Below are 22,040 nucleotides of genomic sequence, written 5' to 3'. Positions count from 1 at the left end.
ATGGGCGGCACAGAGCACACGGCGGGCACGATTGACTTACTGGAACTCGAAACCAGTTCCAGCTCCTCCTACCAGTCGATGTCAATCTCGAGCCAGAGATTTGCCCGGAGCTGGCTCCAGACGTGCGAAGTCGCGACGCCGTCCAGTTCATTGGCTGGGGCGAGCACGTTCTCGCTTGCCAAATAGTAATCGAACAATCCGAGTTCGAGCCGGTCTTCTCGCGTGAGGGTATATCCGCTCGCTGAAAGTCGCAGCTTCACCAGGAGCGGGAATATGAAGGCAGCCAGAAGCAGGTGCTCCTGCACGGACCAGATGGATGGGTATGATCCTTGGCGATTCCCGTGCGCAACGCTGCCACGCATGGTCGCCATGTCGTACATCCAGGCTTGTCTCAGTCCTCGCCGTGCAACGAACTCCTCGCTTCGAGGCTTCTTGGGTTTCACGCTCGCGAGCGGGACGCGAGTCAATGCATCCGCGAAGCTTCGCGCAGTACTTGCAACATCGCCTCCGCGAATGCCGAATAGCTGCTGGAACGCACTGACGGTTGAGATCAACTCGTGCGTCTGACTCATCGTCGCTCGATCGGTGTTCGCTTCATTGAACGCGCGGATCGCGAGATCAAATCCTTCGTCGGTCTCCATGGCGTTGAAGCTCGGGGCTGTCAGCGCGGTAATCGCATAACCGCGCAGTTCCACAATGTGTGGTTCCTGGCGGACACGAAGCAATTCTGCGGACCAATAGGAAGAGGTCCCACCATCGCGGCGGCGCGAGCGGAGAGATGCACCCGATGCTCCTGGGCGAAAGCGCTGAACGATTCCGGTGAACGAATCGCGGTTGCAGTATCCGGAGTGCGTGAAGAACTCGCGCTCGGCCAAGCCACTGAACGCGAGTGCCTCGGTAAGGCCGAACACGCGTTCGATCTCATCCTCCGTGAGGTCAGCGCTCCAGCTTCGGTCGGCGAATCTAATAAGCGTCGCAGACGCGATCGGTTGATCATGCTGGTCGCGATACGACGAGAGGATGCTCCGCATGTCTGTATCCGGCTCGACGACATCCTTGAGTCGACTCGCGCGCCGGTCAACGATCGCAACCGGTGCCACCTCGAATGGACCAATGCGGTAGGATCGATCGATGGTGGTCCATGGCAAAAATGAGAGCGTTCCCAAGTGTCAACCTCGTTGGCTCAATGTCGCCGTGTACGTCGTAGCCAACCCCACGACGTGCATCTTAGCGAGAACATCATACAACTTGTCGACGTTTGCCTGGGAGAAAACCAAAGAATTCGCTCTGACACCTTGCCCCGACAAGCCGCCTGAAACCCAGCTTGGCCCTCTACGGACTGTCTGACATCCTCCCAGCACTCTTCTTCGTGGCGGTTCGCCGCACCGCTCGAAGTGCTGAATCAGCTTGACGTAATACAGGCTTGGCGTCGGGCCTTTGAAGATGATGACATTCAGTCCCTGCTCGGGGCTGTCGCAGCCCCCGCCTCTGCGGACGGAACGACGAGCTGGGTCGCGTCCTCTTCCGGTCACGTGATCTGAGGCTTCCGGGCAGTGGCGGGCACGGCACATCCCGAGAGCACCGCTGCGAGCACTGCGAGCGCATACACCTTGACACGGAGAGGCACGCCTTGGATGGGTTGGCGGTCACGGAGCCAGAGGAGGTGCTGGAGAAGCACTCCTCGGACTCGCTGGCGGTGCTTTCACGGGTGGGGGTGGTGGGTTGCAGCAGGCTCACCTGGAGGTCCCACCTCGAGGTCCCAGCGGCCACCCGCCCCTTGCGCCACCTTGGTAGCTTGGAGCGCAGCGGCTCCTGCGAGCAGAGGAGAGGGATGCTCTGCGTCAGGAGCGCCTGGACCGGGCGCCAGCGACGCTCGTCGCCGTGTCCCGCCTCACGGTGAGCCCGCATCCGGTGTGGGCCGTGGCGCTTGCGGTATGCCGCCATCCGGGGTCTGCGCCAGGGTGCGCACGGCGCGGATGCGCTGGCTTGCGACGCGCTTGCACTCTGATGTGAGAAAAATCTCGGCCTCGATACACTCCGGCCCCATCTCGGTGATGCCCTCAAGGAACACGGGGAACTGCACCGTGCCCCCGTACCAGTGGCCAGGCTCAAGGGTGAGGAGATCCTCTGGACGGGCCAAGGGGGCAATGCCATGGGCAATCCTGTAGTAGAAGCGTTTTTCGCGAGCGCAATCCCAGATAGGCCCGATATTCACGGAGGTGGTATTGACGAGCCGTTTGTCCAGGCGCAAGCTGCCCGCGACAGGGCTCATCAGGACTCGTCCCGAGAGGGTCCACCCGTCGTAATGAATGTCCTGCATTTCCAATCTGACGCGCGGAGGGACCTGTGTGCTGTCGGCCGTGGTTCCTGCGTCGCCTGGGGCCCGAGTGCCTGCGGCTGGGGTCGCTCCCCCCTTGAGCGAATCTGCTGGCGCAGGGGGTATGGGTGCTGGCGCAGCAGGTGAGGGCGCAGCCGGAGGCTCGGCCGGTGGAGGTGACTGCACGGGCGCGACGGCAGGTGGCGGGTCTGCTGGCTGCGGAGCAGGGGCCGGTGCGGGCCGGCCCCCCGTAGGGGTGGGCGGAGCGGCAGGTGGCGCTGTTTGCTCGGCAGGGGTCGGGCTTGGGCGGGGAGAGGAGGCCGCATCCTCATACACCGGCGGCAGAACTTCGGCCACCACCTCGCCTTGGGGGGTTACCGCGTACTCGTAGTTCCCGTCGAGCACCCGAGAGGGAGATCCGCACGGGTTACACCGATCGAAGCGTTGGACGAGCGAGACATAGTACAAGCCCGACGACGAGTCCTTGAAGACGACGACATCCAAGCCCTGTTCGGGGCTGGAGCAGCCCAAGAACAGGTCTGGATAGGGGTTGACTCTCACCATCTCGCGGATGGCGGCCACGGCGGCGAGCGCAGCCCCCGCCTCGGTGAGCGGGACGATGAGCTGGGTCGAGGCTTCGCCCGGCCACTCGATCTGCCTCTTCCTGGCAGCGGCGGGCATGGCACATCCTGCGAGCACTGCAGTGAGCACTGCGAGCGCATACAGCTTGTTCATCGCATTCTCCTGAAGCCACACTCGGTCATAGCACTCTCGGTAACAGGGTTATCACCCCGGAGACGCCAGCGTGGGTCTGAGACTCTTCTTGTTGACCGTCGGCACATGACGGGCACCTACTCTCTCAGCAACTGCAGAGGTTCAGGGTTGCATTTGGGCGGGCGAGGACGATTGCGGCCGTCGGGTAGCCGTGGGGCGCAGGTGCCAAGGGAGACCCAGCCGGCCCTTGCATCGCTCCACTGTTCAACCTCGCCCGTGGTGAAGTAGCGCAAGTAGACGCGAGTGCCGTCCGAGCGCTCCGCTACGATGGCCGAGGCCATATCAATACCCGTGTTCTTGTAGACGGCGGGAACCCGTTTGCTCGTGTTACCCGGTTGCTCATTGCTCGCAATCAGGCGGACTTCCGCCATGGCCACATAGGCGTCGAACGCGTTCTTGGGCCATCGGGTGAGGTCGCCCGAGGAGGGAGGCGAGCCACAGAGGTGGTTGTGGACGTACCCCACGACCCACACTTGCGAGGCAGGATAGTCGTCGTCCTCCACTTCAAGGAACGGAAGGCATGAGTTGTGGTCTCCGACGGTGGGCTCGGTCACCCGCCAGGAGAGGGAGTTGCGGTCTCCGGCGACATAGACCGTGGAGCAGTATTCCGTGGACAGGCCCACGATGGGCCGCAGCTTCACCGGGTCACACACCTTGGCGCCAGGACGCTTGAGGAGTGCGTCCGCCACGTCCCGGAGCAAGCTGATGGGGACGGAGGTCTCCCCCGTGGGCATTTCGACTGCGGGCACCTCCGACCACGGACCTTTGGGGACGCGCTGCGCAGGGGTGTGAGGCAAGGGCGTAGTGGCACAACCCGCCGCCAGTAGGAGGGACGGAAGTGCATACCGCATGGTCGTGTTCTCTCCTTGGACAATCCGCCCCACGGCGGCAGGTGGACCTGCCGCTATCCTCCCTACTACGGAGCCCAGATGTCCGTCTTCACCCCGCTCAGAACTCCCCGGGCCCCTCTAGCTGTGCGGAGGGGCTCGGGCTGCCGGGACGGTAGAACTCGCTGGGAGCCTCGGTGGCCTCGAAGGCACGCGGGCGCAGCAGGCGCAGCGTGAGCACGAGCGCGAGGAACAGCACGGCGCACGTGACGGTGATGAAGCGCACGCCCACGCGGTCCGCGAGGACGCCCTGGAGCCACACGCCCACCGTGTACCCCACGCCGATCATCATGCTGTACAGGCTGCTGATGCGCGCCTGCAATTCGCGGGGGACGCGCAGCTGGCTGGAGGTGTTGAGGCCGGTGAGCGAGGCCATGTAGAGCGCGCCGAGTCCCACGATGGCGAGCGCGGCCAGGTGCAGGGTGGGGGCGAGCCAGTACAGGGCCGCCACCGGGCCAATGAGCAGCAAGCACCACTCCAGCAGGCGCCGGCGGCCGAAGCGCTCCACCAGCGGGCCGAGCATCATCGCGGCGCACACCGCGCCCACGCCCTGCGCGGTGACGAGCAGGGAGGTGGCGGCGGCGCCCTGGTTGAAGACGCGGATGGCGAACACCGGCACCAGCGCGATGAAGGGTGCCACGAGCGCCGACACGAAGAGCGTGCCCACCATGATGAGGGAGATGCCCGCGTCGCCGCGAGCCACCCGGGCGCCGCGGCAGATGCCGGGCCACAAGTCCTCCGGCGTCTGCGAACCGACCCGGCCCTGAGACCGGACACGCGAGAGCGCGGCGAGCACAGCAAGGAAGGACAGGGTGTTGACGAGCAACGCCCAGGCGGGCCCACCCGTGGCGAGCACCACGGCGGCGAGCGCCGGGCCGATGATGCGGCCCAGGTTGTACTGCGCCGAGTTGAGGCTGACGGCGCTGTGCAGGTCCTCGGGAGGGACGACCTGGGAGATGAGCGCGGCGAAGGCCGGGTTGACGAGCGTGTTGGTGCAACCGTTGAGGAAGGAGATGACGGCGACGGCCGGCACGGTGAGGCGCCCGGTGAAGGCGAGCACGGTGAGGATGGCGGCCAGCAGCGACTGCACCACGGTGCCCACGGCGAGGTAGGTGCGCCGGTCGAACCGGTCCGCGAGCGCTCCGCCCACGGGCGAGAGCACCACGGCGGGGAGATAGGTGAGCGCAGCGATGGTGCCGGTCGCCTCGGCGCGGCCCGTCACCGTGGTGACGAAGACGCCCAGCGCGAGCGTCTCCATCCAGGTGCCAATGTTCGAGACAAGTGCTCCGGACCAGACATGGACGAAGTCCCGATGTCCAAACGCTCGGAGCGAGGAAAAGCGCGACAGATGGAGGGCAGGCACGGCGCTTTCCTTTGTAACCCACCCGGCTGACGCGCGCTCGGTGGGCACCCGCCCACACGTCTCCAGGTGAATGCTCGCCCACTGTCACGGCAAGCACCCGGCAAGCCTCCAGTGGCGACGAACTCGTATGACTCCAAATCAGCTACGACCCACACGGAAGGTCGGAGGAGATCGGCCCAGGAGCGTCTGACGTGCCGCGCCGACGCGCCATGACAGGGCGGTGCGTCGAGCCGGGCTCCGAAAAAACGAGAGCGCCCTGAGCGGGAAGCCCAGGGCGCTCGAGCTGACACGGAGACGTGACGCGAGGTGCTAGTCGGCGCCAGCGGCGACGGCCTTGCGCGGCGAGATGGTGCCGTCGGGGCCGATGAGGGCACCGGTCTGGGGGAAGTCCTCGGTGGTGAGGCGGCGCACGAGCGGAATCACCTCACCGGAGGAGTCCGGCTGGGGGATGCCCTTGCCCTCCTGGCGGGTGGGGAGGATGCGGCCGGAGCGGAAGCGGCCCTGGGAGTCGAGCTCCACGTCGACGACCATGCCGAGCCCCTGCGGGCCCTTGAGGTTGAAGGAGCCGTAGGTGGCGAAGTTGCCCATGGAGTAGACGATGAGCCGGTCCTTGTAGAACTCCATGGCGCGCACGACGTGGGGGCCGTGGCCGAGCACCAGGTCCGCGCCGGCGTCGATGACGGCGTGGGTGAAGACGCGGAGGTGGCCGCGGTTCTCACCGTAGAAGAGCTCGGGGCCCTGGGGAATGTTGAGGGCCTTGGCGCCCTCGGCGCCGCCGTGGAAGGAGACGACGACGAGATCGTGCCCCTGCTTGACCGAGCGCACCAGGGCGGCGGCGCTGGCGGTGTCGTTGACGTAGTTGCAGTTGGCCGAGGTGTGGAAGGCAATCAGGCCGATGCGCAGGCCATTGCGCTCGACGGTGGCGACGGTGCCGGCGGGGCCGCTCCAGCGGATGCCGAGCGCGTCGAGGGTGGCCTCGGTTTCGCGGCGGCACAGCTCACCGAAGTCACCGGAGTGGTTGTTGGCGGTGGAGGCCAGGTCGACGCCGGCGTCCTGGAGGTACTTGCCGTAGCGGGTGGGGGAGCGGAAGGCGTAGCAGTTGCCACCCTTGCGGCACTTCTTGGTCTCGCCGTTGTCGCAGAGGGGGCCCTCGAGGTTGACGAAGGTGAGGTCCGCGTCGCGCAGCAGGGGGGCGACGGTGGCGAGGCTGGCGGCGCCGTCATCGGGAGGAAGGAGGCCCTCGGGGAAGGAGGTGCCGAGCATCACGTCACCCACGGCACGCAGACGGACGCGGGCGTTGGCGGGGGGAGCGGGGCGGGGCGAGGGCTTCGCCGAATCGCTGGTGGCGAGCTTCTGCAGGAGGGCGGACTGGCCGCGGGCCTGGGTGAGGGCGTCCTCGAGGTCCGGGTAGTTGGGGTCGAGCTTCTGCACCTGGGTCCACTCGGTGAGCGAGTCGGACCAGCGGTTGACGAGCGAGTACGCCCAGCCGAGCTCCCAGTGGCAGTCGATGCGGGAGGGGGCGGCGCGGGTGCAGGCGGAGAAGGCGGCGATGGCGGCGGAGGCGTCCTTCACCTTGAGGGCCTCGACGCCGCGGGCATAGAGGGCATCAGCGCCAGCGACCTCGGTGGGCTCGGCCGTCGCGGCGGGAGCAGCAGGCGCCGCCGAAGCGGCAGAAGCTGCAGGTGCAGCCGGAGCAGCGGGTGCAGCAGGCGCCGCCGAAGCGGCGGGGGCAGCGGGTGCAGCCGGAGCGGCAGGGGTCGGAGCAGCAGTCGCCGCCGGAGCAGCCGGAGCCGCGGGAGCGGAGGCAGAGGCCTCGCCGGACTCGGAGGACTGGGAGCGGGAGACGGATTCGGACTCGGCGGCGGGGCCGCGAGCGGTCGCACAGCCTCCGAGGGCGGAGAGCGCGAGCACGGAGAGCAGAAGAGAGCGGGAGCGCATGAGGGCGCGCATCTTACGGGTCCGGGGGCGGTGTCCAGAGGAATGCGTGCGGGGGCGTCCAGCGCTCGACGGCGGAGCAACCGGGCGGGCTCTGGGGAGAGGGGGCAAGCGTCCTATACTGGGCGAGGTATGTCCCAGACCGCTCCCGCGCTGTCTCCGTCCGCGGACTCGTCCGCTTCCGCCGTCCGCTTCGAGGGGCTGTGGCTGTTCTCGCCCCGGGTGGACGTGAGCCTGTTGCTGGTGCCAGCGCTGCTGACGCTCTTCTCGGTGTGGCTGGCGGGCACCACGGGCGAGGGGGTGGACGGGTACTCTCGGGCGCTCGGGCGGTGGGCCTCGCAGTACGTGCTCTTCAACGGCACACACGTCATCCTCACCTTCCTGCTGGTGGGAGCGCGGCGCGAGCTGCTGCACACCACGCCCTCTCAGGCGAGGCTGCTGGTGGGGGGCTCGGCGGCGGTGTTCGCGCTGTGCCTCGCGCTGCTCTGGTACGCGGGCGAGCGCGCCCCCGGGCTCAACCTGATGCTGTCCGCGGTCATCCACCTCCTGGCGGCGCACCACACGCTGTCGCAGGTGAAGGGCATCTGGGCGCTGCACGGACTGAAGGCCCGAGTAGCCGGAGTGCCCTCGCTGTCCGAGGCCGAGCGCCGGCTGCAGCGCGTCTTCGTGCCACTGGCGCTGGTGCTGATGATGGTGCGCACGCTGGCGGTGCCGGTGACGAGCAGGGCGGGGGACTTCCCGCTGGTGAACGTGGGCCAGGCGGAGGGCGGGGCACTGCCACACGGCACCACGTGGGTGCTGCTGGCCGTGTGGGCGGTGTTCGCGGGTCTGCTGGTGGCGGCGCTGCGAGGGCCCTCGGGGACGAGCGGTCCGAGGCGCCTGTACGTGCTGGGACACACGGCGGTGGTGGCGGTGTACCTGGCGTGGCCGGCATGGGGCGTGGTGCTGAGCGCGGGCATCCACGGGCTGGAGTACTTCTTCCTCACGGGGCGGATGCTGGAGCCCACGGCGAGGGAGGCGGAGTCCCGGCTGCGCGGGGGCGCGGTGTGGGCGGCGATGCTGGGCGTGATGCTGCCGCTCATCCTCGTGGGCCTGGCGCAGAGCCCCTTCGTTCCACTGGTGGACACGGCCACGGGCGGAGCGGCGTCGACGTTCCTCCTGCGCCAGGAGCCGCTGTGGACTCTGGGAGTAACGGTGACGAACGCCATCGTGCTGGCGCACTACTTCGCGGACGCCTTCCTCTACCGCTTCCGGATTCCGAAGGTGCGCGAGGTGACGCTCGGCAGACTGGGCCTCGCGTAGCACCGGGGGGTTCCTGTACGAGGGCCCATGCGCCTCTTCCCTGCCGCCGTGGTGCTCACCCTCTCCACCGTGTTGTCCGCATGCAGCGGTCCCCAGTCCTTCTGCACCCTCGAGGCACGGGCCTCGGTGCAGGTGAGGGTGGTGGACGCACGGGGCACGCCCCAGCGGGACGCCCGGGTCACCTTCACACGGGACGGCGGTCCCGAGCAGCAGGCGATGTGCGCGGGCGCGGGGACACAGGGCAACTGCGACACGTGGGTGACGGAGTACGAGAGGCCGGGCGAGTACGTCATCACGGCCACGAGCGCCGATGGCCAACGCACCGCACGCCAGTCGGTCTCGGTGGGTGAGGATGAGTGCCACGTCCTCACCGAGACCGTGACGCTCACGCTCCCGGACTGAGCCCTCCGAAGAAAGTCTTTACGACCTCCCGAGCGCATTCTTCGCGGACTGGTCCGACCATCGGACCCGTTGCGGAAGAACGCACCCGGCGGGCGTCCTCGGCTCCCGGCTCCGCTCCAGGCCAGACCCCGACACGCCACCTTCATCGCTCCCATCAGCACGAACAGGGGCAGCGGTACTCCGGCACGCACTCCCCCCACGCCTTCCGCGACTACCTTCGCCCCGTCTCGTAGTCCTGCTCGAACAACCCTGGATGGAGTGGAGCCCCCATGAACCACACGCACCTCCTGCACCGCGCGGGGAGCGCGGCCCTGTTGCTGTCACTCGGAGCCTGCCAGACGCCGGGGGCGTCCTCGGGAATGACTCCGGGCGCGGGCCTGCCCACAACCTCTCAACAGGTGATGGTGGGGGCGGGAGACATCGCGAGCTGTGAGTCGGACCGGGACGAGGCCACGGCGGCGATGTTGGATGGAATCGACGGAACCGTCTTCACGCTGGGAGACAATGCCTATCCGGACGGCTCGGCGGAGGACTTCGAGCGCTGCTATGCCCCGTCCTGGGGGAGGCACAAGCAGCGGACCCATCCGACACCGGGCAATCACGAGTACCACTCAGCCCGGGCGCGCCCCTACTTCGAGTACTTCGGCGCGGCGGCGGGCGAACCGGGCAAGGGCTACTACAGCTACGACCTGGGCGGCTGGCACGTGGTGGCGCTCAACAGCGAGCTGTCGAAGCGCGGGCTCGCGGAGCAGGAGCGGTGGCTGCGCGAGGACCTGAAGGCACACCCGGCACGGTGCACGCTGGCCTACATGCACCGGCCGCTCTTCAGCTCGGGGCTGGGCCGCGACAACGCGGTGGTGAAGGGCATCTGGGAGGCGCTGTACGAGGCGGGAGCGGACGTGGTGCTGGCGGGCCACGACCATTTCTACGAGCGTTTCGCGCCGCAGACGCCCGAGGGGGTCGCGGACGCCGAGCGAGGCCTGCGCGAGTTCGTGGTGGGGACGGGAGGCAAGGAGCTCTACGTCTTCGGTCCGACCCTGGCGAACAGTGAGGTGCGCCTGGCCGGCACGTTCGGACTGATGAAGCTGACGCTGGAGGACGGCGCCTACTCGTGGGAGTTCATCCAGGTGGGAGGCGATGTGAGGGATCAGGGCCGGGGCGCCTGCCACTAAACGCGGGCCTAGGCCCGTCACCCCTGGAGGGACAGCTCCGTGAGCAAGGACAGACACTCCTCCACCCGGTCCGCGAGCACGAAGAGGTGGTCGTGGTAGTACCCGGACACGGGATTCACGCTGATGCCATGGGTGGCCAGCCAGCTCGTGATGGCCGCGAGGAACCCCACGGCCTCCAGGCTGGAGTGCACCGAGAGCGTCACCATCCGGAACGCCGCCGAGCACTGAAACCCCGCGGCCTCGGCCCGCTCGCGGCGCAGGATGAGCGTCAGCCCCTCGTCCTCGCGGAAGAACCCCACGGGCTCCAGTGCCCCCAGGTCCGGCGGGGGCTCGGGGGTGGTGCAGAAGACGAACTCGCCGTCCCGCAGCACCGGTCTCATCGACTTCAGCAGCGCATCCAGATTCGTCTCACCCGACATGGCCTCGCATCCTCCCATGAACACGGGGGTTCAGGACTTCCGCCGCGGACTCCGGGAACGCGGCCGGGCCTCCTCCCCGGAGGGCTCGGAGGACCCGGGCCGCTCGGGCGCCTCGCTGGCGGACGGCACTGGCCGGCCCCGGACCCGCGCCGTGTGCCGCACCTGGAGCGCCACGCACTGGCTCACGAAGTCCCGGATGAGCTCCAGCTCCTCGGCGCTGTAGCGCCGGAGCACCTCGCGGCCCTCCACCACCAGCGGTCCCCAGAGCTCCTCGCTCGCCCGCCGGACCTTCGCCGTCGGCTCCACGCTCACGCTCCGGCGATCCTCGCTGCTGCGGACCCGGCGCGCATAGCCCGCCTTCTCCCACCGGTCGACCGCGGCGGTCATCGCCCCCGGTGACAGCCCGCTGGCCTGAGCCAGCTCGCCCGCGCTCATCGCTCCCCGGTTGATCAGCAGCCCCAGGCACCGCACGTCCGTCAGGTTCAGCCCCATGCGCTCGGCGAACGCCTCGTCGAACGCCTGCACCTCGTTCTGCCACTCGGTGATGCCCCGCCCGATCTCCTCCACCAACGGCTCCCTGCCGGATTGATTTGACTCTCGAATCTTTCGATCGTTAAAATATCCCATATCCAAAAGGATAGGCCGTCCCCCCGAGAAGGTCACCCGGCAAGCGCGAGGGCGGCCCCGGGAGCGGGCCCACGGCCAGCGTTCGAGGAGGAAGCACATGAGCACGCGCAACACCCATGCGGTCATCATCGGAGGGGGAATCGCTGGACCGGCCCTGGCGCTCTTCCTGAAGAAGGCGGGCCTCACCGCCACCGTGTACGAGGCGTACTCCCGCAGTGACAGCATCGGAGGAGGGCTGCAGCTCGCCCCCAACGGGATGAACATCCTGGAGGCGCTGGGCCTCTCGGAGAGGATTCGGACGAAGGGGACGCTCGCCACGGAGATGGGCTTCCAGAACCACCGGGGCACGAAGCTGGCGAGGTTCCCCAACGGCCGCGTGGAGAAGTACGGCCAGTCCGCCGTGACGCTCCCGCGTGCGGTGGTTCACGAGACCCTGCGGGACGAGCTCGAACGGCAGGGGGTGCGAATGGAATACCAGAAGCGCCTCACCGCCCTGTCGTACGAGGGCCAGGAAGTCGTCGCCCACTTCGAGGACGGAACGAGCGCACGGGGAGACTTCCTCGTGGGCGCGGACGGAATCCGCTCCCGCACGCGCGAGCTGCTGCTGCCCGAGGGCCCGAAGCTCTTCTACAGCGGCCTCATCGGCCTGGGAGGCTTCGTTCCCGAGTCGCAGGTCCCCGGCTGGCGTGCGGAAGACAGGTCCTGCCTCCAGATGACGCTGGGGCGGGGAGGCTTCTTCGGCTACTGCGGCGGCGGAGAGGGCAGGGTGATGTGGTGGAGCAACCTGCCTCGAGCCGAGGAGCTGACGCGGGAGGAGCTCGCCACCCTGTCGACGGAGGAGCTGAGGAAGACGCTGCTCACCGTCCACGCGGGCTGGCCCGCGCCCATCGAGGCCCTCCTGACCCAGAGCCAGGACATCGTCCGCACCAACATCCACGACGTGGGACTCCTGCCGAAGTGGCACCGCGGGCGCGTGGTGCTCATCGGTGACGCGGCGCACGCCATGAGCCCGAACACCGGACAGGGCGCCTCCGTCGCGCTCGAGGACTCCATGTACCTGGCCAGCCTGCTGCGCGGAGAAGCCGCGGTGGACCTCGAGCAGGTGTTCGCGCGCTTCGAGCGGGACCGCCGCCCGAGGGTGGAGCGGTTGATCCTCGAGGGCCGGCGCATGGGAGACCAGAAGAAGATGCTGAGCCCCTTCGCGTGCTGGCTGAGGGACCGCTTCCTGTCGGTCATGTTCTCCCTCATGGGCGAGCGCATGAACGACTGGCAATTCAAGTACAGGGTCGCCTGGGACTGAGAGCGCGTAGGTAGCAGGAACACCGGTGCATGACCGACTCCCTCCCACCTCCACACAAACACAGCCACTGGAAGACTCCTTCCTCTTTGTAGCCGGTGGCCACTCAATGCCTTTCAGGGTCCTCTTCGAGCCGGGGAGCGGGGGGATTGTGGAGATGTGTTCTCTGGCAGGCATCACTGCTCGTGAGGGAAGCCATGACACTGAAGAAGACGATGACCCTCTCCTCCGTCCTCGCCGCCACGCTCTGGGTGGCCCTCGTCGGAGGTTGTGGTGGAACCCAGGTGCCCGAGGAGGGTGACAACTCGAACCTCCAGGGCGACAACCTGAATGCCGGTGACTCGCAGGATGGCACCCCGGCCGGGAACACCGCCCCCGACGAAAACGGGAAGGTGACCGTGTGCCACATCCCTCCAGGCAATCCGGCCCGTGCGCACACCCTCATCGTGGGACAGCCCGCGGTGAAGGCGCACCTGAAGCATGGAGATACGCTCGGCCCCTGTGGAGGAACCTCGGAGCAGGACGGCGGAACGACCGAGCCCGACGCGGGCGGCGAACCGGGCCCGCAGCCGGATGCCGGCTCCGGAACCGGAACCCCGGATGCCGGTGGGCCCACGTGTGCCCCTCGGGGAAGCGCGTGCGGCGCGGACACGCTGTGCTGCGACGGACTGCAGTGCACCGACGGCGTCTGCACCATCATCGTCGGCTGAGCGGTGCGCATTCCTGGCACGCGGGCTCGGACGGGCCCGCGTGCCCCTCCCTTACGTCCCGAGCCTCCGAGCGGCTAGTGTGACCACGCGATGCCCGCTTCTCGTGGGACACCGTCCCTCGCTCGCGCTCCCGCCCTCCCGAACCCACCGGCTGAGGAACACCCTGAGCGCGCTGACGCTGGCGCTGCTCGCGGCGTGCGGAGGCTGCCGCAAGACGGACGCCGAGCGCGCCGCGGAGGAGCGGGCGGAAATTGAAAAGAAGATCCGCGACTCCAACACGCTGGTGCCCTACCGCGCGTTCAAGCTGACGCTGCGGGCGCAGGGCACGGCGGAGGAGCCCGAGGCGGTGACGGCGCTCTGGAAGATACTCGAGGAGACGCAGAACCTGCCCGAGAAGGCAGTCACCGCAGAGGAGGCGCGCCGGGAGGCGGAGACGTACCTGAAGCTGGCGGTGGCCTTCTACAAGGCGAAACAGACGCTGCGGGAGCACGACGAGGACGATTACCCGCTGCTGTGGACGAAGGAGCAAGCCAGGTCGAACGCGCCCCTGGAGCCGCCCCTGCCTGGCTACGACAACGGCATGGAGCACCTGTTCGTGGGAATGGTGCTGGTGGCCCTGGACACGGCGGACCAGGGCAACAAGCTGCCGGTGACGGACATGACGCTGTATGAGTTCTCGCGAGCCACACCGAGGGCCGAGTGGCCCGCCGTGTTGCGGACGGTGTCGCGGGCGAGCCGGGGCCTGTCCTTCATGCAGGCGCGCTACCACTACGCGGCCGAGGAGGAGCTCACGGCGTACCTGGCGGAGGTGGAGAGGCTGCCCGGCGACGAGGGCAGCCTGCTGTACAAGTGGGGAACGACCGTCGAGCAGGAGCGCGAGGGCCTGTTGGCGATAGGCCACTGCCTGCGCGCGTGGAACCGGATGCAGCTCGAGCGCGACGAGCAGGCGGCGGATGACGTGGAGGCGGGGCTGAAGTCGCTGGAAAAACTGGGCGTCGAGAACGAGCTGACGTGGTGGGGCTCGGCATTGGTGAGCTACCGGCGCGAGCGGTACCCGGAGGCGGCGGCGAGCCTCGACAAGCTGGCGCGCAGCCCGTACCTGGACGAGCCCATCCGGAAGGAGCTCCAGGCGAGCGCGGACGAGCTGCGCAAGCACGGCAAGAGCCTGCCAGTGTTCCGGCAGCAGCGCGCGGCGGTCATCCTGGTGCGCGCGCTGGTGGCGAGGGCCGGAGGCCTGGAGAAGATTCTCATCACGGTGCTGGGCGAGGAGCGGGCGAAACAGGTGTACGAGCCCATCCGGTGGATGGAGCGGGTGCAGCGGGGGCTGGCGGCGGTGAAGACCGAGGACGTGATGCGCGAGGCCGGGAGCGTGCTGGACAAGGCGCGCGAGGCGGGCCACCAGGGGCTGAGCACGTTGAAGGAGAAGCTCGGCGGGGCGGGGAAGGACGGCGCGGGGAGTTCGGCCAACTCGGGGCCTCCGTAGGGAAACGTCGTCCGCTGGACGTCCGGGCCGGTGCTCCTACCCGAGGAGGGTTGGAGTGTTGCGCACGATGCATACCTTCGGCGAGTGATCGAAGCCTCCTCGCGCGTTCCACCCCGCGGGCACGTCCTCGCCGTGCTCCTGCTGAGCACCACGCTGTCCTCGCCGCTGGCCCGAGCCGCTGAAGGCACCACGCCGCTCGAGGACAACCGCCGCATCACCGAGGGCTACATCCAGCTCGCCAATGCCTTTCAGACGCTGCTCGACCCGGACTTCCAGCCCGGAGGCACGAGCAGCCTGCGCCCCAACTGGTTCGTCTTCGCCCCCCACGCCTCGAGCGCGGCCGGCAAGGGCATGCTCAACGCCGCCATGGCCCGGCACCTGCTCGACGCGGCCCGGGGACGGCCCTCGCTGTCCGTCCTGGAGGCGCTCGACCGGGTGGACCTCGTGGGCTCGGTGCGGCTGTCCGTGGAGCAGCTTTCCCTGGAGCTGGCGGCCCAGGGTCTGCCCACGGATGCGGCGGCGTCGCTCGGAGCGCTCACCACGGCGATGAACGCGGAGGCCCTCGTGGACCCTCGCACGCTCGCCACCACCACGACGCGCCTGGCCTCGCTCTATTGGGGCGCGCCGGGCCTGGAGCCACTCGACAAGGCGGAGGCCGTGGTGCGCACGCTGGAGCGCACGCTGAACGAGGGCAACGTGGCCATCTTCGCGGACATCGGCGGAGCGGCGAACGCGTACCTGGAGTGGCGTCAGTCGGCGGGAGAGGTGACGCCCGGGCGCGTGCTCGCGGAGTTCACGCTGACGGGCGCGCGGCCCGAGGAGACGCGGCTCGCCTATGAGTACGCGCTCGCCCACGCGCACGACACCCCGAGGCCCCATGCCTTCGACCAGCTCTTCCCCGGAATGGACGGGAGGAGCCTGGTGGTGGCGGCCTTCGCGCTCTACGAGCGGGCCCGGCTCACGCCCGAGTCCTCGGAGCGCGAGGCACTCATCGCCGTGGCCAACAACTCTCTGGCGTGGCGCGAGCAACACGACGCGGTGCAACCGGCCTTCTCGCCAGTGGTGCCGCGCACGGACGAGGTGTCCCGCCCGGAGGTGATGCGGATGATGACACCGATGCTCGTGGTGTACTTCGGCACGCTGGAATGGACGCTGGCGGATTACGCGTACGCCCATGAGGACCGGGACGGAAATCCTCTCACCGCACCGCCTACGGACTACGGCTGGGCAACGTTCTGGGACCGCTGGCCGCCGATCCTCGATTCCTTCGAGGGCGGCTACCGCGAGCCCACGACCCTCTGGGTGATGCCGGAACCGATCGAGGATCCGCTGGCGTTCAGACCTCGATGAATGCGGGGCCACTCAGGCCCTCCTCCTCCATGGCCCGCTTGACGCGCTCGGAGACGATGAGGGCCACGGGCCAGCCCCATGGGCGGAAGATGCTGGCGTCCCCAATCTTCTCCGGGTCCACCTTCAGCCCAGAGATGTGCCGATATTGACCCACCAGCCCGGGATCTTCGTACCCGGGCTCGTAGAATGAGACCTCGTCGCATCGAGCCTCATCGACGCAGCGGATGGTGCGAAGGGTGTTGAGGACGAAATAAGACTCGGGATGTTCCTCCACTCGTGCCGGGACGAACTGTACTTCGTTTTGAAGACCCAGCCGCTCACAGACTGAAACGAAACGGCCGCTGACGACGACGAAGCCAAGGCCGGTCCAGCTGAAATCCAACGCACGTCCCCGCCGATACATGGGGAGGAAGAGAGGCTTCTCCCATCTAAGAATCTTCCCCTGCAAGAATTGATAAGGGAAGATTTCTTCCCCCTGATCGTCCAACGGGCTCTCCACATACCAACGCCCTGGGATATGCACGTCGTCCCTCATCTCGAAATATCGGGTCCGAGGTTTCATGGCTTTTTCGTGAGCAGCTTGTGGAGCTTCGAACCAGGCCTGCATATGTCGGCTGCGATTTCGTCAAGCGCCTCAATGAGCTTGAGCTTGCACTCAGCCCGGCTCTGACAGGTTGAAACAGCACGTCTCAGCTTATCGTAGACGTACTGGTGGTATTCCTCGGGATGGGGACCCTGGTGACCAATGAGATGAACGATGTTCGCGGGGTCGTCGAGGTTCATTCCCGCCCGCTTGAAGAGTTGTTCGAACAGAGGAGTCCAGGGGCCACCTCGGACCTCGGCCGTATCGTTCTTGTTGGTGGCGATGTGATGGCCCCTCGCATCCCCCTTGTTCGACTCGTCCCGGCAGGCCCCCGTCGTCCGTGAGGCCGCCACCGCCGCGGAGGCCGCCGTATTCGCCGACACCCCCATGAGCACCACCGTGCCATTCGCCACGCTCACCTGCGCACGAGTCCCCGCCCCCACCGTGAATCCTCCCCGCGCACCTCCTCCCGCGAAAGCGGAGCGCGGCGGCGAGAAGCGCGCCCACATTCCTCCCTGGGGCACCTCTGGCAGACTCCTGGCCAGCTTCGCTCCCGCCACCGTCACCAGCACCCTCAGCCCCACTCCTCCCATCGCCCTCCCGAATCGCTCGGCCGCAGCCTCCAACTCCTCTTGCGTCCTCGCCGCCTCCGCCTCCCGGTACAGGTTCAGGCAGGCCATCCCCACCGTGTAGAGCTCCGCCGCCGTGTACGTCATCATCAGCCCGACTGTGACTGCCGCGGCCAATGCCTTGCTGAAAATTGGCTCCGGCGCCGCCCACGCCACCATATAGAGCATCATGGACAGCGCCACCGAGTACGCGACGGTGGGGGAGTTGAGCAGCTCCATGGCTGCCTCTCGCACTCCCTCGTGCATGTAGCGCGGCGACAGCTTGAGTGCCTGGAACCACCGGCTCTCCTCCAGGGAGTTCGGCAGCGGCACGGAGGAAGCGCCGTAGAGTTCCTCGTAGGCCCTGCGCAGCCTTCTCTCCAGCTCCGCAGGCTGCACGCTCGTAGGTGGTGGCCCGCAGCCCAGGCCTCCCGAGAATACACACGCCGACAATGTCCTCGAGGCAGGCGTCCCTGACTGCAACCCGGCCGCCCGGAATGCCTCCTCCATGGCATCCACGAACGCCCGCGCGTCTTCCACTCTGAGCCGGGCCAGGGCCGGGTCCGGCGGCAATCGCTTGAAGGTGAGCTCGAGTCCACTCCCGTCTGCCGGGCCGTGGTGCTCACTCACCGTCACGGTCTCCACCTCGGATGAGGCAGCCCAGACCGGAAGCGGCAACACCACACACAGGGCGAGGAGGATTCTCAGTGTCATGGGCCCTCGCCCGTTCCGCCCTCTCGAAAAGCCACCTACTTGCGCTTCTTCACGGGCTTCTTGGCCCCCCGGCAGAGCGGGTTCGGCTTCTTGTCCACGGTGGCGAGCTGGAACGAGCGACGCCCATCGCAGGACACGCGGAACTCGGGGTTCTCATCCTTGGGAATCCGGAACGTCTTCGCCTTGGCGCCGCGCAACAGCTCGTGCTGCCACCACACCTTGAGCCGGTCTCGGCCGTACATCCCCGCGCCACACTCGAGGTAGGGCAGCCGGCCCAGCACCGAGGTGAACGAGGGCGCATGCACCCCATCCACGAGCCGGGTTCCAAAGAAGACGCGACCCTCGTACCGCACGAAGCCACACCCGAGCTCCTCATACCCCTGCCCATCCCCGCGCGGAACGGCGACGAAGGCGGGGAACTCGGGGCGGGCGGTGTGGTTGAGATAGAAGAACCGCGCATCACGCGGACGGCACCCGGCATCCACCTCGAAGGTCTCCGCGTCGGCCAGGTCCAGGCGGACGAGCACGTCGGCGCGCTGGCCGTTGGGCTCGTTCACGTGGTCCGCATCGCTCAGGGGCTGGCCCCAATACACACTGGTGGCGTAGCGGAAGAAGCCGCACCCCATGGGGCGGAACGAGTCCGGCGCGAAGGGCACCGGCGGACGGTACTTCAGGGGACGCTGGAGCAGCAGCGTGCACCCGCGCCGCACCCGGTTCCCATCGGCGTAGAAGCCGTGCCCGAGCGGCCGGAGCTGTCCCTCGCCCGTGCCGACCTGCTTGTCACCGCACTGCGAAATCTCCTCCTCGGGAGCCAGAGCCGCCCCGGCCTGCTCCGAGCTGGCGCTCGCGGGGGAGGGAGGAGCCTGGACCTGGCTGGCTGCATCGGGAGCGGGAGTGGCCGTGTCCTGGGCACGCGCGGCGGAGCCCGTGACGAGCGTCCCCAGCAGGAACGCCAGGGGGACTCCGAGCCGCCTCTGTAGATACTTCGTGCTTCCCATGGCGGCGCATCATGGCGTGTCCGGGGCGCGGGTGCGAAGAAACCCACCGTCCGGGAGCCATCGTCTGGGAGGAAGGAGGGGAGGCGGGCGCTCAGGAGGCGGGGCTGGCCTCGGTGACGACGCGGCCCGGAGCCAGGGTGGAGAGCGTCAGGGCGGCGACCCCGGCGATGGCGGCGACGAGGGCGAAGCGCAGGGCGAACCCCCCGTGGACCAGGTCCACGGCGGCGATGGTGAAGGAGCCCCCGAGCATGCGGGTGGCGTACATGGCGCTGGTGATCATCCCGCGGTGTTGCCAGGGGGCGCGCGTCTGGGGACCGATCAGCGAAGTAGAGGCGGCCGGCCCGAGCCCCAGCCCCAGCAGGCCGAGGCTCGCGAAGGTGGCGGCGGTGCCCCAGCCGTATGTGACCCCGAGGGTGAACAGCGAGGCGCCGAGCAGGGCGATGGCGAAGCCCCCTCCGGCGCTGGCGCGCAGGCCGCCGCGCATGAAGACGCGCACGCCGAAGGTGGAGCCGCAGGCCCACCCGGTGAGCAGCGGCACCAGGGCGAGCCCGGCCATGAGGGGGCTGTAGCCGCCGCGCTCGGTCATCCACAGGGGGACGAAGGCGGTGGTGGAGTAGAGGAGGCCGCCGCCGACCAGGCCGCCGAGCACGCCACTGAGGACGGTGCGGTCTCTCAGGAGCTCCAGGGGGATGATCGGGGAGGGAGAGGTGCGCTGCTGCCACGCGACGGCGCCAAGCCCCACGCAGGCGGCGACGGCGAAGGGGAGCCGCAGCCCTTCGCTCCCACCGCGCTCGAGGGCGAAGAGGAGCAGGCCGAACGAGGCACCCGTGAGGGCGGGTCCCCAGATGTCGACGCGGGAGGTCGCACGTGCGGGGTCGCGGTAGGACAGATGAAGCATCGCGAGCGCGATCAACCCGACGGGGACGTTGACGAGGAAGGCCCAGCGCCAGGAGGCATGCATCACGAGCCAGCCGCCGATGAGGGGGCCGATGACGTTGGCGGCGCCCCAGGCACCAGTGAAGACGCCCTGGACGGCGGCGCGCTCGCGCAGCGTGTAGAGGTCGGCGCTGATGGTCATGGTGGTGGGCTGGAGCGCGCCGGCGCCGAGTCCCTGGATGACGCGGAAGGCGATGAGGGCGGGCACGGACTGCGCGAAGCCGCAGAGCACGGAGCCGAGGAGGAAGAGGCCCATGCCGAGCGAGAAGACGGGCTTGCGGCCGAGGTTGTCGGCGAGCTTGCCGAAGAGGAGCACGCCGACGGTGGAGGCGAAGAGGTAGGCGGAGAAGACCCACGAGTAGAGGTGCTGGCCGCCGAGCTCGCGGGTGAGCGTGGGCATGGCGCTGGTGACGACGGTGGCCTCGAAGGCGGAGACCACCAGGCCGAGCATCACCGCGGCGGTGGCCATGCGCCGGGCGAGACCGGGACGGGCGGCGGACTGAACCTCGGAAACACTCGCATCCATGGCGCTATCAGTAGCTGACCGGGCGGCATGCGGAAACCGCATCTTCCGCATAGAGTGGATGCGGAAACCGCATGAACACGGAACAGCTCAAGGCATTCTTGCAGGTGGCGCGGGAGGGCCGTCTGACGGTAGCGGCCAGGCAACTCGGCGTCTCCCAGCCGGGCCTGTCGAGACAACTGAAGTCCCTGGAGACGGAGCTGGGGGTGCGCCTGCTCGTCCGGGCACCGGGCGGGGTGGTGCTGACGGACGCGGGAGAGCGCTTCCTGCCGCACGCGAGACGGGCCCTGGACGCGATGACGGTGGGGACGGCGGAGCTGGGCGAGCTGACGACGACGCCGAGGGGCCCGGTGTCACTGGGAACGCTGCGGACGGTGGGGACATACCTGCTGCCGGAGTTGGTGGAGGCGTTCAAACGCCGCTATCCCGAGGTGCTACCGCGGCTGAGCGATGGGTCGCACGACATGCTGGAAGCCCGGATGGCGAGCGGCGAGCTGGACCTGTGCATCGTGAGCCTGCCGTTGAAGCGGCTGGACCTGGTGGCGCAGAAACTGTGGGAGGAGGGGATGGTGCTGGCGGTACCGCGAGGGCACCGGCTCACGAAACTCAAGAGACCGGTGGCATTGACGGAGGCGGTGGAGGAGCCCTGGGTGGTGATTCCAGGTATGGCGGGGACCCATGCGCTGGAAGCGGCGTGCGAGGAAAGGGGAGTGAAGCCGCGGATCGCGGTGGAGATGGACAGCGCCGAGGGGCTGAGGCGGATGGTGGAGCGAGGGCTGGGCGTGGCACTGCTGCCGGCGCTGATGACGAGAGACCATGCCTCGCGAAACTTCGACGTGGTGGAGTTGACGAAGGGAGGCCCGAGGCGCCAGGTGGTCCTGGTGCACCGGGGCGAGGAGTACCTCACGGCGGCGGCCCGGGCGCTCAAGACCTTCATCGTGGATGCGTTGCGCCGCTCCGGGCCTTCGTGACAGACAAGAAAGGTTGTCGGCCCCCTACACTGTTCTCTTCCTTCTACGCTCGGCCATGGAGAAGGGGAAGAAGGCACGGTGATGGATGTTCCGGTAGTACACCGCCAGGTAGAGCTCGCCCCCGATCTGGACGACTGTCTGCGCTGGTGGCTCCGATTGCCCGCCAAACCATGCGTCTGCCTCCTCGTGGGTGTTGAACGTGGCCACTGTCGGAGGAAGACCGTCCTTCGTCATCTCCTCGAGATGAAACTCGAGAGTCGGATGCGGGGCGAGCGCGCGGATGTTGCGCTCACGAGAATACATGACGATGTGATATTCGTCTGCGATCAGCACATAAGCCAGATCAGGTGGGTTGGGGTTTGCCTTCAGCCAGGTATCTGCCTCGTCGCGTGTCTTGAACGCGGCGACGACTCGGGCCGGGCCGTCGGACTGGACATCTTTTCGATAGTCCGCGAACTCATCTGAATGGCCATTCGTCCAGATGAACCAGAGCGCATCGATGGCGAGATGGAGCAACTCCTTCTCTTCGGGGGATTGAGAAGTTTCGCGAGTCTTCCCGAGAAGCTCCTGCGCTTCGAGAATACGGTCGTAAATCGTCACGGCGCCACCACCGCTCTGTGAGGCTCGCAAATGACCTCCGATGAGGCCAGGGCCGTCACTGGCACCAGG

At 67.9% G+C, this 22,040-nt stretch carries 20 protein-coding genes; 8 read left to right on the top strand and 12 right to left on the bottom strand.

The genetic code is table 11. The annotated features are described in order from the left end of the window. Positions 1-68 precede the first annotated feature (68 nt). From DAT35_RS46550 to DAT35_RS46520, 5 genes are all read right to left on the bottom strand, one after another. Entirely contained in the window at positions 69-1,166 is a 1,098-nt protein-coding gene (locus tag DAT35_RS46550) for a hypothetical protein (protein ID WP_146210159.1), read from the bottom strand. Positions 1,167-1,891: 725 nt separating this feature from the next. After that, the gene (locus DAT35_RS46540; protein WP_158502160.1) at positions 1,892-2,272 is read right to left on the bottom strand and encodes a hypothetical protein; all 381 of its coding nucleotides are present in this window, start codon (positions 2,270-2,272) and stop codon (positions 1,892-1,894) included. 896 nt (positions 2,273-3,168) lie between these two features. After that, entirely contained in the window at positions 3,169-3,825 is a 657-nt protein-coding gene (locus DAT35_RS46530) for a hypothetical protein (RefSeq protein ID WP_199243211.1), read from the bottom strand. Positions 3,826-4,039: 214 nt separating this feature from the next. Further along, complete coding sequence (locus tag DAT35_RS46525) at positions 4,040-5,341, bottom strand: MFS transporter (RefSeq protein ID WP_108075797.1); 1,302 nt, start codon at positions 5,339-5,341, stop codon at positions 4,040-4,042. Between the two features lie 309 nt (positions 5,342-5,650). Continuing rightward, positions 5,651-7,279 (bottom strand): CapA family protein, encoded by a 1,629-nt coding sequence (locus tag DAT35_RS46520; protein WP_108075864.1) that lies wholly within the window; start codon positions 7,277-7,279, stop codon positions 5,651-5,653. A 129-nt stretch (positions 7,280-7,408) separates the two neighbouring features. On the opposite strand from DAT35_RS46520, the gene DAT35_RS46515 reads away from it, so the two are divergent. The 3 genes from DAT35_RS46515 to DAT35_RS46505 all read left to right on the top strand — a co-directional run bounded on the left by DAT35_RS46515 (position 7,409) and on the right by DAT35_RS46505 (position 10,152). Beyond that, a complete protein-coding gene (locus DAT35_RS46515; RefSeq protein WP_108075796.1) occupies positions 7,409-8,578 on the top strand; it encodes a hypothetical protein in 1,170 nt (389 codons plus the stop codon). Between the two features lie 27 nt (positions 8,579-8,605). Then, on the top strand, positions 8,606-8,980 hold the full coding sequence (locus DAT35_RS46510) for a hypothetical protein (protein WP_108075795.1): 375 nt from the start codon (positions 8,606-8,608) through the stop codon (positions 8,978-8,980). Between the two features lie 269 nt (positions 8,981-9,249). Beyond that, positions 9,250-10,152: a metallophosphoesterase gene (locus tag DAT35_RS46505; RefSeq protein ID WP_108075794.1), complete on the top strand. Its 903-nt coding sequence runs from the start codon at positions 9,250-9,252 to the stop codon at positions 10,150-10,152. A 17-nt stretch (positions 10,153-10,169) separates the two neighbouring features. On the opposite strand, the gene DAT35_RS46500 is transcribed toward DAT35_RS46505, so the two are convergent. Further along, positions 10,170-10,571, bottom strand: coding sequence for an ACT domain-containing protein (locus tag DAT35_RS46500; protein ID WP_108075863.1), 402 nt, complete (start codon positions 10,569-10,571; stop codon positions 10,170-10,172). Positions 10,572-10,601: 30 nt separating this feature from the next. Then, positions 10,602-11,138, bottom strand: a complete 537-nt coding sequence (locus DAT35_RS46495; protein WP_158502159.1) for a MarR family winged helix-turn-helix transcriptional regulator — start codon at positions 11,136-11,138, stop codon at positions 10,602-10,604. Positions 11,139-11,295: 157 nt separating this feature from the next. Between DAT35_RS46495 and DAT35_RS46490 the strand changes: the two genes are divergently transcribed. From DAT35_RS46490 to DAT35_RS46475, 4 genes are all read left to right on the top strand, one after another. Next, positions 11,296-12,498 (top strand): NAD(P)/FAD-dependent oxidoreductase, encoded by a 1,203-nt coding sequence (locus DAT35_RS46490; RefSeq protein ID WP_108075792.1) that lies wholly within the window; start codon positions 11,296-11,298, stop codon positions 12,496-12,498. A gap of 194 nt (positions 12,499-12,692) precedes the next feature. Next, entirely contained in the window at positions 12,693-13,205 is a 513-nt protein-coding gene (locus tag DAT35_RS46485) for a hypothetical protein (RefSeq protein ID WP_108075791.1), read from the top strand. 103 nt (positions 13,206-13,308) lie between these two features. Continuing rightward, complete coding sequence (locus tag DAT35_RS46480; protein ID WP_233262111.1) at positions 13,309-14,688, top strand: hypothetical protein; 1,380 nt, start codon at positions 13,309-13,311, stop codon at positions 14,686-14,688. An 84-nt stretch (positions 14,689-14,772) separates the two neighbouring features. Then, complete coding sequence (locus tag DAT35_RS46475; protein WP_108075790.1) at positions 14,773-16,038, top strand: hypothetical protein; 1,266 nt, start codon at positions 14,773-14,775, stop codon at positions 16,036-16,038. On the opposite strand, the gene DAT35_RS46470 is transcribed toward DAT35_RS46475, so the two are convergent. The 4 genes from DAT35_RS46470 to DAT35_RS46455 all read right to left on the bottom strand — a co-directional run bounded on the left by DAT35_RS46470 (position 16,025) and on the right by DAT35_RS46455 (position 20,403). Then, the gene (locus tag DAT35_RS46470) at positions 16,025-16,600 is read right to left on the bottom strand and encodes an imm11 family protein (RefSeq protein WP_233262110.1); all 576 of its coding nucleotides are present in this window, start codon (positions 16,598-16,600) and stop codon (positions 16,025-16,027) included. The two genes, DAT35_RS46475 and DAT35_RS46470, sit on opposite strands and share 14 nt — an antisense overlap. Next, on the bottom strand, positions 16,597-17,943 hold the full coding sequence (locus DAT35_RS61985; RefSeq protein WP_108075789.1) for an AHH domain-containing protein: 1,347 nt from the start codon (positions 17,941-17,943) through the stop codon (positions 16,597-16,599). Before DAT35_RS61985 ends, DAT35_RS46470 begins: the two co-directional genes overlap by 4 nt. A 35-nt stretch (positions 17,944-17,978) precedes the next feature. Continuing rightward, positions 17,979-18,941 (bottom strand): hypothetical protein, encoded by a 963-nt coding sequence (locus DAT35_RS46460; RefSeq protein WP_108075788.1) that lies wholly within the window; start codon positions 18,939-18,941, stop codon positions 17,979-17,981. A 91-nt stretch (positions 18,942-19,032) separates the two neighbouring features. Continuing rightward, positions 19,033-20,403, bottom strand: coding sequence for an MFS transporter (locus DAT35_RS46455; RefSeq protein ID WP_108075787.1), 1,371 nt, complete (start codon positions 20,401-20,403; stop codon positions 19,033-19,035). A gap of 71 nt (positions 20,404-20,474) precedes the next feature. Here DAT35_RS46455 and DAT35_RS46450 point away from each other — a divergent pair, with 71 nt between their 5' ends. After that, on the top strand, positions 20,475-21,371 hold the full coding sequence (locus DAT35_RS46450; RefSeq protein ID WP_108075786.1) for a LysR family transcriptional regulator: 897 nt from the start codon (positions 20,475-20,477) through the stop codon (positions 21,369-21,371). Positions 21,372-21,395: 24 nt separating this feature from the next. On the opposite strand, the gene DAT35_RS46445 is transcribed toward DAT35_RS46450, so the two are convergent. After that, on the bottom strand, positions 21,396-21,971 hold the full coding sequence (locus tag DAT35_RS46445) for a head protein (RefSeq protein WP_108075785.1): 576 nt from the start codon (positions 21,969-21,971) through the stop codon (positions 21,396-21,398). Between the last annotated feature and the right edge of the window lie 69 nt (positions 21,972-22,040).

It is taken from the genome of Vitiosangium sp. GDMCC 1.1324, assembly GCF_003044305.1.
Lineage (GTDB): Bacteria > Myxococcota > Myxococcia > Myxococcales > Myxococcaceae > Archangium.
The sequence above is the reverse complement of the archived record's forward strand: the minus strand, read 5'-3'. Positions and strand labels throughout refer to the sequence as shown.